Here is a 16949-nt window from a genome sequence, read left to right as displayed (position 1 = left end):
TTCATCACGATGCCTCGACGTTGCGCGCGAGTGGCAGAGGCCGGGGTTCGCTTTGCTCGTCGAGATGTTTGCAGACGACGTCCGCGACGAGTTCCGGCCGCGTGCCCACGAAGTAATGCTGTCCCTCGGGCAACACTTCCAAAGCCGTCCGATCCGACAGCGCCGACCACGCGCGAAACCGGCGCGCATATCCGCGCGTCAGCGGATCATCGGCGCTGACGATGCTGAGTATCGGCGCGGCGATCTTCTCGTCGTCGCGATGTTTCTCGTAGTCGAACGTCAACTGCGCATTCCTGCGGAAATTGCCCATCATGAAGGCAAGCACATCGGGTTCCATCGCGTCGGTCGGACCGCCCCAGCGTCGAATCAACGTTTGAAGCTTGCTGTCGCTGGTGAGGCTCCACGGCGAGGGCATCGGCAGCCAGCGTAAAAGCCTCGGAAGCGGAAACGCCGCCGCAACGGTGAGGAGCGCGACCTTGCGCCCCCGGCGCTCGATCTGGCGCACCAGTTCAAACGCCAGGAAGCTCCCCACGCAATGACCGTACACGGCAATATCGCCGGTGTCCGCCGCGACGAGCTCGTCGGCGCAGGCCTGCGCCATCTGAACCACCGACACGTAATCTCGCGGATCGCTGCCTAGCTCGTTACCGGGCAGCGCGATTGCGCGCACCGCGAGCGTCGGATCGCGCGAGCACAAGGCATCGGCCAAAGGCCGGAACACGGTTGCGGACGCCCCGGCATACGGCGCGCATACGACGGTCATACGCGTCGTGGCGGAACCGCGCGCGATGATCGGCACGAGTGTGCTCGCCGCAGGGGCATCGCGAGCGAGCAGCGCGGCGACGCCCGCGACGGTCGGCTGGCGATAGAAATCGAGCTGTGCGATCTTTTTATCGAACGCACTCGCAAGCCGGGACAACGACGTGATCACCTTCAGCGAGTGGCCGCCGAGCGCGAAGAAATCGTCGTGACGCCCGATACGCTGCACGCCCAGAAGCTCCTGCCAGATTGCGGCGATCGCGATTTCTGCGTCGCCTTGCGGCGCCTCGTAGTCCTTCGTCACCACCGAAGACTGGTCCGGCGCCGGCAGCGCGCGCCGGTCGAGCTTGCCGTTCTGCGTCAGCGGCAACGTCTCCAGATTCACGAAGGCGCTCGGCACCATGTAATCGGCCAGCACCATCGAGAGCTGTTCACGCAAATCCGCCGCCGATGGCCCGGTCCCGTCGCGGCCGACCACATATCCGACCAGCCGTTTGTCGCCCGAACTGTCCTGCCGAACGATCACCACGGCCTCGCGCACGCCTTTGCATGCCAGCAGCTTCGCTTCGATCTCGCCCAGTTCGATGCGAAAGCCGCGAATCTTCACCTGGTCGTCGTTGCGGCCGAGGTATTCGAGCGTGCCGTCGGCGAGCCATCGGCCCAGATCGCCCGACTTGTACATCCGCGCTTGCGCATCGCTCGTGAACGGATCGCTCACGAAGCGCTGCGCGGTGAGTTCCGGACGGTTCAGATAGCCGCGCGCCACGCCCGCGCCACCCACGTATATCTCGCCGGTCACGCCCTCGGGAACCGGATGACCCTGACCGTCGAGCACATACAAGCGCAGGTCCGGAATTCGCCCGCCGATCGGACTGCGGCCCGTGCGCTGCGCATCCTCGGCACTCAGCGCACGATAGGTCACGTGCACCGTGGTTTCCGTGATGCCGTACATGTTCACCAGTTGCGTGGCCGCATTTTGCTCACGCGCGTACCACGGCTGGAGGATTACCGGTTCGAGGGCTTCGCCGCCGAAGACGACCTGACGCAGTCGATGCGGCAGATTGCTTTCTCCCTGCGCGGCGATCAGTTGCCGGAACGCGCTCGGCGTCTGGTTCAGGATCGTCACGCGTTCCTCGCAAAGCAGACGATAGAAGTCCTGCGGCGAGCGGCTCACCTGCTTCGGCACCACGACGAGGCGGCCGCCGTACAGCAGCGCGCCCCAGATTTCCCACACCGAGAAGTCGAACGCGAACGAGTGAAAGAGCGTCCAGACGTCCTTCGCGCCGAACTCGAACCAATGGTCCGTGGCGCTGAACAGCCGCACCACGTTGCGATGCTCGATCATCACGCCCTTCGGTTGGCCCGTCGAGCCGGAGGTGTAGATCACGTAGGCCAGACGATGCGGGTTCAGGTCCGCGACCACCGGGTTGTGCGTCAGTTGCGCTTCGAAGGTCCGCGTGTCGAGTTCGATCATCGGCGCGGACAGTTCGCCCAGCACCTCGCGCACGCTCGCCTGTGCGAGCACCGCCACCGGCGCGCAATCGTCGAGCATGTAGGCGAGCCGTTCGACAGGGTAGGCCGGGTCCAGCGGCACATATCCGGCGCCTGCCTTGAGAATGCCCAGCACGCCGACGATCATCTCGATGCCGCGTTCCACGCAGATCGCGACCCGGTCGTCGGGCTTGACGCCCGCATCGATCAGACGATGAGCCAGCCGATTTGCGCGGACATTCAATTCTCCGTACGTGAGACGCGCGTCTTCATGGACCACCGCCACGGCGTCCGGCGACTTTTCGACCTGTGCCTCGAACAGCGCGACCACCGTGGTTTCCGGCGCTTCTGCCGCGATTTCGTTGCGCTTGACGAGCAGGCGTTCGCGCTCGGCGACCGGCAACATGTCGAGCGCGCGCACGGGCAGCGACGGGCTTTCCGCCAGCGCCAGTGCCAGCGCGTCGAGCGTGCAGTCCATATAGCCGGCCACACGCGATGCATCGACGCGCGTATCGGCCTGCACCACGAGTTCGAAGTCGCCGCCGAAGTCGTTCACCGAGAGCAACAGCGGATAGTTGGTGCGCTCATCGCCGTGCAGCACCGACACGCCGCTCGCGGTGGTGCGCGCGCCGCGCGCCTTGTCGGACGCCCGGCTGTGACGGTAGTTCAGCAACGCGCTGAACAGCGGCAACGGTGCGGCGACGCCGCTGCAGCGCTGCGCCAGTGCGAGCGAGGCGTGCTCATGGTGCAGCAGCGTCGATAACGCCGCATGCGTGTGCCGCACGGCATCGCCGACGCTCACATCGTGCAGGCGGACGCGGATCGGCAGCGTATTGATGAACATGCCGAGCACGCGGTCCGCGCCCTCGCCGCCCTGCATGCGGCCGAGCAGCACCGTGCCGAACACCACGTCCTCACGGCCCGACACGCGCCCCAGCACCTGCGCCCACGCGAGGTGAAAGAGGCTCGCCACGCTGACGCCGAGCTTGCGCGCCTCTTCGCGCAACTGCCGGCTCAGCCGGACCGGAAGCGTCGTCCTGAATTCGGCGATGCCGAGGCCGTTGCTCTGCACGTCGCTCAGGCCATACGGCAGCGTGGGCTCATCGACGTCGGCAAGCGCTTCGCGGAAGTACGCCTCGTGCTCGCTCTGGCTCATGCCCAGCCGCGCCTGCGCGACGAAGTTGCGATACGGCAGCGGCGTGGGGAGAGACTCCGTCTCGTCACGCAGGATCGTCTCTATTTCCTCCAGCATCATCTCCAGCGCCGTGTAGTCCATCACCATGTGATGGCCGAGAAGCTGCAGCAGCCAGCGGCCGTTGGGCTCGTCGCGAGCCACGTAGAGCCGCATCATCGGCGCCTGCCGCACATCCAGCCGATGATGTCGCGGGTCGAAGCGCTGCGCCAGTTGCGCCTCGATTTCGCCATCCTCCGGCAAGAGCGTGACCTCCTCGACGATCAGGCGCGCCTCGCGCCACACCACCTGCACCGGTTCGGGCAGACCTTCCCAGAGCACCGCCGTGCGCAGGATGTCGTGGCGCGCGATCACCGTTTGCAGCGCCTGCACGAAGCGCCCGAGCTCGACGCGCTCGGGCATGGCCATCATCATGTTTTGCAGATACGGATCGCCGTCGCCGCCCGCGATATGGTGAAACAGCATCCCCTCATGCAACGGAGCGAGCGGATAGATGTCCTGCACGTTGCGCGCACCGCCTTCGACCTGCGCGACCACGGCGTCGATCTGCTGCGCGGTCAGCGTGACGAGCGGCAGCATCTCCGGCGTGATCGCCTCGCACCCGGCCGGGATGCCGTTCGGCGGCACCGTCACCGCGTTGCGCACGCTTTGCGCCGCAGCCGCCAGCGCGGCCACGCTCGGCTGGCTGAACAACACCCGAACGTCGGCGCGTACGCCTGCCTGACGCATCCGTTCGATCAGCGTCACCGCCAGCAGCGAATGGCCGCCCAGCTCGAAGAAGTTGTCGTGCCGGCCCACGCGCTCGCGTCCCAGCACCTCCGCCCAGATTGCCGCGATCATCGATTCCGTATCGCCCGCCGGCGCTTCGTAGTCGCGACGGGTGAATGCGCCGTCGTCGGGCGCGGGCAACGCGCGCCGGTCCACTTTGCCGTTCGGCGTGAGCGGGAGTGCGTCCAGCATCACGTAGGCGGCCGGCACCATGTATTCCGGCAGCGTCTCCAGCATGTGGGCGCGCAATTGCTGGCTCTGCGACGCTTCCCGCGATGCGTCCGCCGTGTAGTAAGCCACGAGCTGCTTGCCGCCGCCGCCCTCGCGCGCCACCACCACCGCCTCGCGGATGCCTTCATGTGCCGCGAGCCGCGCTTCGATCTCGCCGAGCTCGATGCGATAGCCCCGGATCTTGACCTGAAGATCGTTGCGGCCGAGGAACTCGATATTGCCGTCGGCGAGCCAGCGGGCGAGGTCGCCGGTGCGATACATGCGCGCGTCCGGCATCGTGCTGAAGGGATCGGGCAGGAAGCGTTCGGCGCTGAGTTCCGGGCGGTTCAGATAGCCGCGCGCAACGCCCGCACCGCCGATATGCAGCTCCCCGACGGCGCCCGGCGGCATCGGCTGGCCGTGCGCGTCGAGCAGATATATCCGCGTGTTGGCGAGCGGCCGGCCGATAGGCACCGTGTTGCCGTCGAACCCGTCCGGCCTGCGCCATGCCGTCGCGCAGACCGTGGTTTCGGTCGGGCCATAGGCGTTGAAGATCGTGATGTCGGATTGCACTGCGCGCATCAGCGAGACGCCCGGCGATTCGCCGCCCAGCACGAGAACCTGAAGCCTCGGCAGGAGCGCCAGCGAATTCTGTCCCTGCAACAGCGCCGGGGGCAACTGGGCGTGCGTGACCGCGTGCCGCCGCATGTAGTCGATGAGCGATGTGGCCGCGAGGCAGGCGTCACGCACCGGAAGATAGAGCGCGGCGCCCGCGGCCAGCGTCATGAACACATCGGCGACGCTGACGTCGAAGCCCGGTGAAACGAACTGAACGACGCGGCTCTCCGGACCAACGCCATAGAGCGCGATTTGCGCGACGGCAAGATTGACGATGTTGCCATGTTCGACCATGACACCTTTAGGCGCGCCCGTCGATCCGGACGTGTAGATCACATAGGCGAGGTCGCGGGAACCGAGCCCCGCGACTTGCGGATCGTGATCGGGCCGGGTGTCATCGAAAGCGCCGGGTTCGAGCACCGGCAGTTCGCCCGTATCACCGAGCGCCGCGCGACCCGCGGTATCCGCGATGAGCAGCGCGGGAGCGGCATCCCTGAGCATGTAGGCCAGCCGTTCGCCGGGATAGGCCGGATCGAGCGGCACATAGGCAGCGCCCGCCTTGAGAATGGCCAGGAGCGCAATCACCAGTTCCGGACGACGCTCCATGCACAGCGCCACGCGCGCTTCGCGTCCGACGCCCAGCGCAATCAACTGATGGGCGAGCCGGTTGGCCTGCTCATTGACCCGCGCATAGGTGACGGACTGGCCTTCGAAGACGAGCGCGGTTGCATCCGGCGTGCGCGCAGCCTGCTGCTCGAACAACTGATGGATGCACTGCGCCTGCGGCAAGGGCGTGGCCGTCCCGTTCCATTTATCGAGCACGTCGCGCTCGCCGGGCAGCAGCAGGGGAAGGGTATGCAACGGGACATCGGGCTGCGCGATAGCCTGTTCGAGAAAATGCGTGAACCGCCGCAAATGCGTCTGCACTGCCTCGGCGCTGTACATTGCCGCGCTGGCATCGAATACCAGTCTCAGGCCAACTTGCTCTCCCTCGTCGTGGACGTGCAACGTCAGGTCATCGGGCGTGACGGAAAACGTGCGAGTCGATGCAACCTCGCAGTCCGTGAACGCGATCGCGCTATTGAAGCCGGGCATGATATTCACGATCGGGCCGAACAATCGCTGACCGATGTCGAGGCGTTCCAGATCCCGCCGGATATCCTTGATCCGATAACGCTGGTGACGCAACACGCGAAGGCTCTGCGCGGAAACCTGCTTGACGAGTTCGATCATGCTCGCGCGCGGATCGACGGGCACTCGCAGCGGCAGCACGTTGGACATCATGGCCGGCACGTTCTTGGCCGTTCGCCCGACCCGCGCAGTGACGGGCATGCCCAGCACCACTTCATCGGCTTGACCGCTTACGCGAGCCAGATAGGCGGCCATCGCGGCCGTGATGAACTGCGACCACGAGGTGCCGTTCTGTTGAGCGGTCTGACGCAGCGATGCCACTGTCTCGGGCGGCAGGTTGATCCTTGCCTTCACCGTCGTGACTTCGGGCGATGGATTCTCCACGTCCGCGGCGATGATCGGCGGTTCCGGGCAATTGGCCAGATGCTCGCTCCAGTACTGCTGATCCTTTTGAAAAGCGCTGGATGCGCGATACGCCTCGTCATCCGCGAGCAGATCGGCCAGCCGGCTCCATGTCGGCGGCGCGGGTTGCGATCCGCCTTTCAGGGCCGAATAAATCTCCGCAAGCCGCTCGATGAAGAGAAGAAACGAGTAGCCATCGAACACGAGATGATGAAAGCACAGAAACAGGAAGAACCGGTCCGGCGCGGTCCGAAGCAATGCCACGTTGAACAATGGCCATTGATCGAGATCGAATGCGGTGGAACGTCTCGCCTGCACGTGATCCTCGACTGCCTGTAACGGGTCCGCCTCGCCGCTGACATCGAGCACCGGAAGCCTGAAATCGACCGGCTCCAGTACCTGATGCGGCAATCCTTCCGTGCCGCGCAGACGAACCTGCACTGCGTCCGCTTCCGAGATGGTCTGCCGCAAGGCCGATTCCAGCACGTCGATATCGAGCGGCCCGGCGATCTCCGTCAGATGCGCGAGGTTATATCGGGGATCCTGCAAATCGACTTGCTGTCGAAAGAAGATGCCGAGCTGCGCGGGCGTAAGAGGAAAGCTGAGCATGGTTTCACTCGATAAGAAGTTTTAACCGGACGGCCCCGGCGCGTTCAGTCGGCCACGGGCGAGTCATTGCGTCTTGCGTACAAGCCCGCCTTCAGCGCTTCGGCCGATACATCGACGAGACGGCCTTGCGCCACCTGTACGAGCCGGTCGGCGCATTCGAAGTAGGCGTCGTCGTGAGAGATGACGATGACCGTCTTGCCGCGGCGCTTGAGATCGGGAATGAGTTCCGTGTAGAACACGCGCCTGAACACGGGGTCCTGATCGGCGGCCCACTCGTCGAAAAGATAGATCGGGCGATCTTCGAGATAAGACGAGATCAGCGCCATCCGCTTGCGTTGCCCCGACGAAAGACTGGTGGTGCTGAACCGGTTGTCCCGGATGCTTACCTTGTGATCGAGTTCGAGCGTGCGCAGATAATGCGTCGCCTGCTTGTCGACCTGAGCCTGATCCTGGCACAGGATTTCGTCGAACAGATGAAAGTCGGCGAACACAGCCGAGAAGCGCTGACGATACTGCACGAGGTTATGCCTGTCGACCTTGATCCCGTTCAGCTCGACATGTCCTTGCTCGGGTTCATAGAGCCCGAGCAGCAGCATCGCGAGCGTGGTCTTGCCGCTGCCGTTTCCTCCGATCAGGTAGACGACCTCGCCTTGTCTGATCGACAGATCGATCGGCCCGAGCGTGAACGGACGATCCTCGGTCAGCCCCGGATAGCGATGCGATACACCGGCGAATCTGAGCAACGGCGCACCTTCCTTCGTGACGGCGAACGGATCGTCCTGTGTCGCGGGCGTGTCGTCGTTCGGCGCGTGCGTCAGCTCGGCATCGAGAATGCGGATGCGCCCCAGTGCGATGGACGCCTGACGCAGAATCGGCAAGCTCGTCATCACTTCGCTGACCGGCTGGATCAGAAACAGCAGCAGCAGCGTGAGCGTCACCAGAACGCCCGGCGATTGCGGAAACCAGTGCGGCACAACGAGCAGGATCAGGCCGATAGCCACATAGAACAACATGCCGCCCGCATTGGCGACGAGCGAATAGAGAAGCATCGCTCGCGTGAAGGATCGCCTGAACCGATGCGCGGTCGGATGAACCACGTGATCGGTGAAGTATCGGCCTCGCGAAGTATTGAGCTGCAATTCGCGCGTGCCTTCGAGCAGCGAGCGGAAATGCCGGAAGATGACGTCGAGCTGATCGCGAACCGCCTGCATTTCTCGCAGCGGCCAGCGCTCCACGCAGTGATAAATGACCGCCGCGGTGATCAGAAAGACGAAGAAGCACGCGAAGGCCTGCCAGGAAAGCCATGCCATATACGCGAGACATACGGCGGTGAGGACGAGATGTCCGAACACGACCGGCAGCATCTGCGCGGCCTGCGCGAACGTGTTGACGTCCGTCGTGAGAATGGCGAGCAGGCGCGGCTTTCCGAGCGCCTCCAGCTTTTTATAAGGCGTATGAAGGATCTTCCGGCACAACTCGATGCGCAGGCTGCATATCACCTGCTGCCCGAAGTCCATGATGAGAATCTGCGACGTCGTTCTGAAGAGCAGTTGTGCCGCGCAGACGGCGAAGAAGCCGATCGCAAGCGCGCGCGTGGGTATGTGACCGCTGGCGACGATACTGATCAGCCGTGCGATTTCGGCGCTGCAAATGGCCCCGACGAACCCGGCAATGACAGCGACAACGATGCGCGGCATCGACTCGCGTCGAATCTGCGGTGGAATCAGCGAGAACATGACGCGTCTCCGCTCGCTGCGGGTGCAAGAGACGCAAGGAACGTCTGGATCGTCCGGTTGAATTCGTCGGGATTGTCGGTCATCACGGAGTGGCCTGCGCGCGGGATCGTCGCGAGTTGCCCTTTGGGCAGCGCCTGATTCACCATGCGCCACGCGATCTGCGGCGTCAGCAATGCGGACCCGATGCCTCTCACGACGAGGCTCGGGCAGCGCACGGACCTGAGCATGGCCCAGACATGCTCGTCGCGCGCGTTGTCCTTCGGCGAGTCATCGGCGACGGCCCTGTCGAGCTTCGGCTCGAACGCGCCCGTATTCGTGCGACGCAGCGCATGCGCCGCGAGATGTTGCAGCGCACGTTCATTCGCAAGCGGACGGCGCTCCTGCAGCCACTGCGCATACTCGGTGATCGAGTTGAAACGCGCCGGCGTTTCGCGTATTTCAGCGAACACTTTTTGCGAACCAGCGCCATCGGAATCCGGTCCAAAGTCGACCAGGACCAAACCCGACGTGAACTGTTCGAGCATTCCCGTAAGATGCAATGCAACGCTGCCGCCGAGCGAATGACCGATCAGCACGGGCTTTCGTATGTTCATTGCAAGCAGGACTTCGAGCACGTCGCCGGCGAGCGTTCGCGCATCGTACGCGCGCTCCGGGTCCCAGCTCGAATCGCCGTGCCCGCGAAGATCGATGGATACGAAACGGTTATCGGCGCAGGCGGATTCCGTCAGCGTGCGCCACACGCCGCTGCACTCGCCGCGGCCGTGAAGCAGCACGCAGGGCGTGCCGGCGCTGCCCGAATCCTCGACCGATATGTCGAAACGGCCATTACGGATTCTGACGCTGCGTCGCTGCACGAAAGAGGGGCGTTTCATGATTGTCACCTGTTAGGATCGAGCGAAGACAGCTTGACGCTCGAGAGTTAGAGCCGGATTAGGTCACGAACCAGCGGGGTAAAAGTGGCCGATGCGCCCCGCTAACAGGTTCCTAACTTTCCACGTCTAACTTGACTTCATTACATGTTCTGCCGGTCCGGGCCTTTATGGAACGTAAGACTGACCGACGATCCGATAACACGATGTAACTTTCCGGTGGATGCGCACATGACAAATTCGAACCCTGTTTTCAAAGAGCCAATCGCAGAGACCGCCGTTGCGGTCACGGGCAATTCCCTCGGCTCACCCGAAGAACTCGCGTCGATGGTCGCCGAGGCGCTGGGTGCGAAACGCTGTGTCGTTTCCGTGACGGCGGACGAGCGCATCGCCGACGTATGCTCGGGGCACTATGTGTCCTTCGGCGAGGTGCATCTCGGGGCGACGGCCGCCATCGTCGAATATTCGGACGCGCGCGACAAGATGTTCTCGGTGCTCGAGTCGAATGGAAAGGCGATTGGCGTGGTGCAGGTTTCGGGGCCGCGAGACAAACGGCGGTTCGATGAACATGACCTCAAGCTGCTGCGCATTTTCGCGGCGTTCATCACGCGGGCCGTCGAAGCGGACAGACTGCAGAAGCTCGTTGCTTCGCCCTTCGCGCGCATGACGCTGAAGCGCTCGACGGATCAGACTATCGGTGACATCGTTGCTCAATCGGTCCAGAATCCGAGCCAGCTCTCGAAGCTGCTCGCCCGGTCCTTCTATCGCGAGATGACGCGCGCGGGCTTCGACTTCAACCAGATCATCGGCGCGGCGACCGAGATCATTTCCGAACTCGCGAGCAACGTGCGCAAGCATAGCGATCGAAATAACCGGCGCGAAAGCTGACTTTTGGCTTCGCGTGACGAGCGGCGGCGCGCCATGCGCCGCCGTTTTTTTTGGTGGTGACATTCGCACGATCATCTGACTTCTCCTCTTCGTTGTTTGCCATCGGCCGTGGAGCCGATGGCAAGCTTCACTTCACGCCGAGTTCCTCACCCGGATGCCGACGCGCAGAACCTTCGAAGACGCTCAGCGAAGCGAGACTTCGTCCGATCGTCGCGAGCGAGGACGGCTGGCACATTTCGCCGTGCGCGCAATCGATATCGAAGTTCACGACAGCGCCTTCCGCCCGCTCGCGCCATTGCGCGACATGCCGCGCCTGACCGTCCGCTTCGGACCGCGTGGCCGTGAAGTAGACGATATCGCCGCCGAACTGCGCTGGCGCAAACGTGCTTTGCAGATGCATGTTCCGCCGCGTTGCATCGATCAGCGTCATCACGTGTCCATCGGTGATATACGCCGGAATCAGCCGATGCTGGCGCAGGGCATCGACACGCTCCGTAGTCGTCTGCATCTCGCGAAGCGCGAGCGTGAGTTCCTCGGGCATGTTGGAAAAGGCCGCTGCCATGAGCGCGCATTCGTCGAATTCGCGTGCTTCCCGGCCATCGGGCAGGCGCGAGTCCAGCAGAACGAGCTGATCGACGGTCTCGCCGGCGCGTTGAAGCTGCGTCGCCATTTCATAGGCAACCAGTCCGCCGAAGGACCAGCCGAACAGCCGATAGGGTCCTTGAGGCTGAACGCTCCGGATGCGCGTGATGTAATCGCTCGCCATCTCCGCGATAGTCGCGGGACTGTAATCGGGTTGCTGGAGCGCGGGCGTCTGCACGGCGTAGATTGGCCGATTTCCGTCGATGCTTTGAGCAAGTCCCGCATAGCTCCAGGCGAGTCCGCCGACCGGGTGAATGCAGAACAGCGGCGCGCCGTCGCCGGGAGTACGGATCGGCAGGATCGCGTCGAATTCCGTGTTCGAGGGCGCGGTGCTCAGATGGTCCGCCAACTCGGCCACCGATGGCGCGTTGAACAAGACCCGGATGGATATGTTCTGGCCGAGCCGGGCGTCGATAAGCGCCATCAGTTGTACGGCGAGCAGCGAGTGTCCACCGAGCGAGAAGAAGTTATCGAAGACACTGACGCGTTCGAGACCAAGCACACTGGCGAAGCACTCCGCGAGCGAATGTTCGATCGACGTGCGCGGTGCGACATAAGCGGCGAGGTCTTGCCACTGCGGATCGGGCAATGCACGGCGATCGAGCTTGCCATTGGGCGTGAGCGGCAGCGCATCGAGCACGACGAAGGCCGATGGCACCATATAGTCGGGCAAACGCGAATCGAGATGTTCACGCAAGGCGCTCGTATCGATCTCCGAAACCAGCGTGACGTATGCCACAAGCTGCTGATCCTGCTGTCGAGCACGCGCAATAACCACCGCCTCCCGCACCGCCGGATGACTGGCGATCTGTGCCTCGATCTCACCCAGTTCGATCCGGAAGCCGCGAATCTTGACCTGATGATCGTTGCGGCCCAGGAACTCGATATTCCCATCGGCACGATAACGTGCGACGTCGCCGGTGCGATACATCCGCCCGCCTGAAACGAACGGATCATCGAGGAAACGCTCGGTGGTGAGATCATCACGATTCAGATAACCCCGCGCCACACCTGCCCCACCGATATACAACTCGCCCACCGCCCCCGGCGGCACCAGTTGATAACGCTCATCGAGCAGGTACATGCGCGTATTGGCGATCGGACGACCCACCGGCACCGTCGATGACGTACTCGCTTCGAGCCCGGTTTGATAGCACGAGGACCAGACCGTGGTTTCGGTAGGACCATAAAGATTCCACAGCGACTTGACCTTCTCGCGCAGACGCGCAGCCAGTCCCTCGGACAAGGCTTCGCCACCGCACAACGCCGTGAGTTGCGCGGAGCCGGGCCACTGCGCATCGAGCAGCATGCGCCAGGTTGCCGGAGTCGCCTGCATGAAGCGGACGTCGTGCTTCACGAGCAGCGTTTGAAGCGCGAGCGGATCGGCTGCATCGCTTCTGCGGGCCAGCACCACGCACGCCCCGGTGCTCAAGGGCAGATACAGCTCCAGCCCGGCGATATCGAAGGAGATGGTCGTGACGGCGAGCAGCGTGTCGGCTGCGCGCATCGCGGTGACATCGCGCATCGAGCAGAGGAAGTTCAGCATCTCGCGATGCTCGACCATCACGCCCTTGGGCTTGCCGGTGGAACCGGAGGTGAAGAGCACGTAAGCGAGGTGATGCGAAGCGACGTCTGTGTGCGGATCGTCTTGCGGGAGTGCATCATCGATCGCTGCATCGGGATCGAGCACGCGCAGAGAACCGGTATCTCCCAGCGCTTCACGGCCGGCGGCATCGGCGATCAACAGCCGTGGCGTCGAGTCGGTGAGGATATGACTCAGACGCTCGCCGGGATACGCCGGATCGAGCGGCACGTATGCACCGCCTGCCTTGAGTATCGCCATCAACGCGACGACCATGCCGATGCCACGCTCCACACACAACGCCACGCGATCTTCCGGCTGTACACCGAGCGCAATCAGATGATGTGCAAGCTGATTGGCACGCGCATTGAGTTGCGCATAGGTGAGTGATTCATCTTCGAATACGAGCGCGATGGCATCAGGCGTACGTTCAACCTGTTGCTCGAAGAGCTGATGAATGCACAGGTGTTCGGGATAAGCGGCAGCGGTGTCGTTCCACGTCTGGACCAGCAAGCTGCGGGTTTCGGGCGGCAACACGTCGAGCTGATTCACCGGCGTCTGAGGTGCCTGTTCGAGCGCCTGCGCAAGGCTCGACAGCGCCTGCTCCATGTAGCCGCACAGTTGCTCGGGCGACAACGGCGCGAGTGTCTGCGCGGTGAGTCCGAGGCTTTGGCCATCGTCTTCGACCGCGAGCATCAGCGGATAGTTGGTGCGTTCTTCGGCGCCGAGCAACTCGATACCGTCGAAGACCGGTTGCTCATCGGTCGAGGCCTGATTGTGGCGATAGTTGAGCAAGGCGCTAAAGAGCGGCGCGGGCGCGGCGACGCCACTGCATCGCTGTGCAAGCGCAAGCGGAGCGTGCTGATGCTGCAACAAGGCGGCGAGCCGTTCATGCGTGTCACGCACGCTATCGATGACCGATGCATCGTTCACATCGAGGCGAATCGGCAGCGTGTTGATCAGCAAGCCCAGCGCCTGATCGACCCCTGCCTGCATGCGTCCGAGCAGCACGGTGCCGAACACGACGTGACCATCCGGGTTCGCCGCACTGGCGGCGTTGAGCACACGCGCCAGCGCCAGATGGCACAGACTTGCGAGACTCACGCCGATGCTGCGTGCCTGAGTGCGCAGACGCGTATTGAGCGATGCGGGCAACGTAACGCGCGCTTCGGCAACCGCCGAGCCATCGTGATGAACGTCGGTGAGGCCGAAGGGCAAAGTCGGTTCGCTCACGGCGGCGAGCATGTCGCGGAAGAACGCTTCATGCTCTTGCCGGGTCGCGCCGAGCCGCGCCTGAGCGACCAGATCGCGGAACGGCTGAGCCGCGCCGAGCGTGTGCGCGCGGCCGTCGAGCAGTGCGCCGATCTCCTTCTGGACCACTTCCAGCGTGACGTGATCGCCGATCAGATGATGCCAGACGAGCAGCGCCAGCCAGCGTGCCGAGCCGGGTTCGCGAGCGATGGTGAGTCGCAGCAGCGGGGCTTGAGCGAGGGAAAGGCGCTGTGAGCGCGCATCGAAATGTCGAGCCAACTGATCGGCAGCGTTGTCCTCCGTGAGGCTGATTTCGTCGATCGACAGGGGCGCGTCACGCCAGACCACTTGCGCGGGCGTGCTGAGGCCGTCGTGGATGAAGGCCGTGCGCAGGATGTCGTGGCGTCGCACGACTTGCTTCAAGGCATCGAGCCACGCATCGAGCCGTGCACGGCTATCGAAGGCGATACGCGCGGTTTGCAGATACGGATCGCCGTCGGTGGTCAGCATGTGATGGAACAGGATACCTTCCTGCAACGGCGCGAGCGCGTAGATATCCTGTACGTTGGCGAGGCCGCCGGGCACCTGCGCGACGATACGATCGATGTCCGTCTGCGTGAGCGCGATGAGCGGCAGCATGGGCGGCGTGAGCGCGGTGCAGTCACGAGTGATCGCATTGGGCGGGACGACAATCTCTGCGGCAACGGCACCCTGTTCGAGCGAAGCCGCGAGTGCACAGAGCACCGGCGTGGCGAACAGATCGCGCACGCTGGCGTGCAGCCCGACGCGACGCATGCGCTCGATGAGCGTCACGGCGAGCAGCGAATGACCGCCGAGGGCGAAGAAGTTATCCTGCCGACCGACGCGTTCGAGGCCGAGCAGTTCGGCCCACAGATCGGCGAGCGCGGTTTCGGTGGCACCTTGCGGCGCTTCGAAGGGACGCAGCGCGAAGGCATCGGCTTGCGGATCGGGCAGCGCACGGCGATCGAGCTTGCCGTTGGGAGTGAGCGGCAGCGCATCGAGCACGACGAAAGCCGAAGGCACCATATAGTCGGGCAAGTGCGAGGCGAGGTATTCGCGCAGGGCGCTGACATCGATATCGGATGTCAGCGTGACATAGGCGACGAGTTGCTGATCCTGCGACTCCTCGTGCCGCGCACGGGCGATGACCACCGCTTCGCGCACTGCCAGATGATCGGTCAAATGCGCTTCGATCTCGCCGAGTTCGATACGGAAGCCGCGAATCTTGACCTGATGATCGTTGCGGCCAAGGAACTCGATATTGCCGTCGGCGCGATAACGTGCGAGGTCGCCCGTGCGGTACATGCGTGCGCCGGGAACGAAAGGATCGTCGAGGAAGCGCTCGGCAGTGAGTTCGGGCCGATTCAGATAGCCACGCGCCACGCCTGCTCCACCGATGTAAAGCTCGCCCACCGTGCCGAGCGGCACCGGCCGGCGTTGCGCATCGAGCAGATAAATCTGCGTGTTCGCGATAGGCTTGCCGATGGTCTCCGTCAAACGCTCGCCCTTGTGCATCTGTATCCAGGTCGAGTACGTCGTCGTCTCGGATGGACCGTACAGATTGCACAGCCGCTCGATCCCGGTTTCGGCGAAGATTCGCTTCATCAGCGCGAGCTTCAGCGGCTCGCCGGCGAGGTTGATCGTCTGGACCGATGCCAGCGATGCACCTGCATCCAGCAGCGACGTGATAGCCGATGGCACCGTATTGATGAGGCTGACCTCCTGCGGACGCCTCATGAGCGCGAGGACATTGTCGACCAGATGAACCGTTCCGCCTGTCGTCAAGGGCGCGAAGCATTCGTAGATCGAGAGATCGAAATTGAGCGAGGTTGCGAACAACGTTTGTGAAAGTTCTTCCGGCGTGAAGGCCTCGTGACTCCAGGTCAGGAAGTTGACGGCGTTCCGGTGTTCGATCGCGACGCCCTTGGGTTTGCCTGTTGAACCGGACGTGTAGATCACGTAAGCAAGATGATGCGGGGCGACGTCCGTTTGCGGATCGTCTTGCGACAACGAGCCGTCGAGCGATGCATCGGGATCGAGCACACTCAGCGAGCCGGTGTCGCCCAGCGCTTCACGTCCGGCGGCATCGGCGAGCAGCAGGCGGAGCGTGGCATCGGTGAGGATATGACTCAGACGTTCGCCCGGATACGCCGGATCGAGCGGCACGTAAGCACCGCCTGCCTTGAGTATCGACATCAACGCGACGACCATGCCGATACCACGCTCCATGCACAGCGCCACGCGATCTTCCGGCTTCACACCCAGCGCGATCAGATGATGCGCAAGCTGGTTCGCACGTGCATTGAGTTGCGCGTAGGTCAGCGATTCATCTTCGAAGACGAGTGCGGTCGCATCGGGCGTGCGTCGAACCTGTTGCTCGAAGAGTTGATGAATGCACACGTGTTCGGGATAGGCAGCAGCCGTGTCGTTCCAGCGTTCGAGCAGCGCATGTTCTTCAGGCAACACGAGTTCGAGCGCATGCAGCGGCGCATCGGGTTGATCGAGCGCTTGTTGAAGCAATCGCGTGAAGCGTTCACCCAGCCGTGCAATGGTGACTTCATCGAACAGATCGGTGGCGTAGCTGAGCGTGCCTGCGAAACTGTTTTGCGAATGCGTCAGACTCAGCGTGAGATCGAACTTGGCGCCCGCTTCGGCCCCGGGCAGCAAGGTCAGCGTGAGGCCAGGCAAGGCGAGCGCTTCCATCGGCGCGTTCTGCAATACGAACATGACCTGAAACAGTGGCGTGCGACTGGTATCGCGTACCGGCGCGAGCGCTTCGA

5 protein-coding genes are annotated in these 16949 nt (G+C 63.4%); 1 reads left to right on the top strand and 4 read right to left on the bottom strand.

Annotation, left to right across the window (positions count from 1 at the left end):
- Window positions 1-4: 4 nt before the first annotated feature.
- Genes IAG25_RS36565 through IAG25_RS36555 form a run of 3 tightly spaced genes read right to left on the bottom strand, consistent with a single transcriptional unit; the run spans window position 5 to window position 9788 of the window.
- Window positions 5-7180, bottom strand: coding sequence for a non-ribosomal peptide synthetase (locus IAG25_RS36565; protein ID WP_187609219.1), 7176 nt, complete (start codon window positions 7178-7180; stop codon window positions 5-7).
- 44 nt (window positions 7181-7224) lie between these two features.
- Entirely contained in the window at window positions 7225-8916 is a 1692-nt protein-coding gene (locus tag IAG25_RS36560; protein ID WP_187609218.1) for a cyclic peptide export ABC transporter, read from the bottom strand.
- Window positions 8904-9788 (bottom strand): alpha/beta fold hydrolase, encoded by an 885-nt coding sequence (locus IAG25_RS36555; RefSeq protein WP_222946814.1) that lies wholly within the window; start codon window positions 9786-9788, stop codon window positions 8904-8906. The genes IAG25_RS36560 and IAG25_RS36555 overlap by 13 nt, the downstream gene beginning before the upstream one ends.
- Before the next feature lie 228 nt (window positions 9789-10016).
- Between IAG25_RS36555 and IAG25_RS36550 the strand changes: the two genes are divergently transcribed.
- A complete protein-coding gene (locus tag IAG25_RS36550; protein WP_187609217.1) occupies window positions 10017-10673 on the top strand; it encodes a GAF domain-containing protein in 657 nt (218 codons plus the stop codon).
- A gap of 127 nt (window positions 10674-10800) precedes the next feature.
- Here the strand turns inward: IAG25_RS36550 and IAG25_RS36545 are convergent.
- Window positions 10801-16949, bottom strand: a 6149-nt coding sequence (locus IAG25_RS36545; protein WP_187609216.1) for an amino acid adenylation domain-containing protein, incomplete at its 5' end; no start/stop codon positions are given.

This window comes from Caballeronia sp. EK (genome assembly GCF_014384845.1).
Lineage (GTDB): Bacteria > Pseudomonadota > Gammaproteobacteria > Burkholderiales > Burkholderiaceae > Caballeronia > Caballeronia jiangsuensis.
Note: the sequence above shows the minus strand (reverse complement) of the source record. Positions and strands in the feature narration are given on the sequence as shown.

Coding starts and splice junctions, on each gene's coding strand:
- IAG25_RS36565 (WP_187609219.1), bottom strand. CDS start 7,180: ATGCTCAGCTTTCCTCTTACGCCCGCGCAGCTCGGCATCTTCTTTCGA.
- IAG25_RS36560 (WP_187609218.1), bottom strand. CDS start 8,916: ATGTTCTCGCTGATTCCACCGCAGATTCGACGCGAGTCGATGCCGCGC.
- IAG25_RS36555 (WP_222946814.1), bottom strand. CDS start 9,788: ATGAAACGCCCCTCTTTCGTGCAGCGACGCAGCGTCAGAATCCGTAAT.
- IAG25_RS36550 (WP_187609217.1), top strand. CDS start 10,017: ATGACAAATTCGAACCCTGTTTTCAAAGAGCCAATCGCAGAGACCGCC.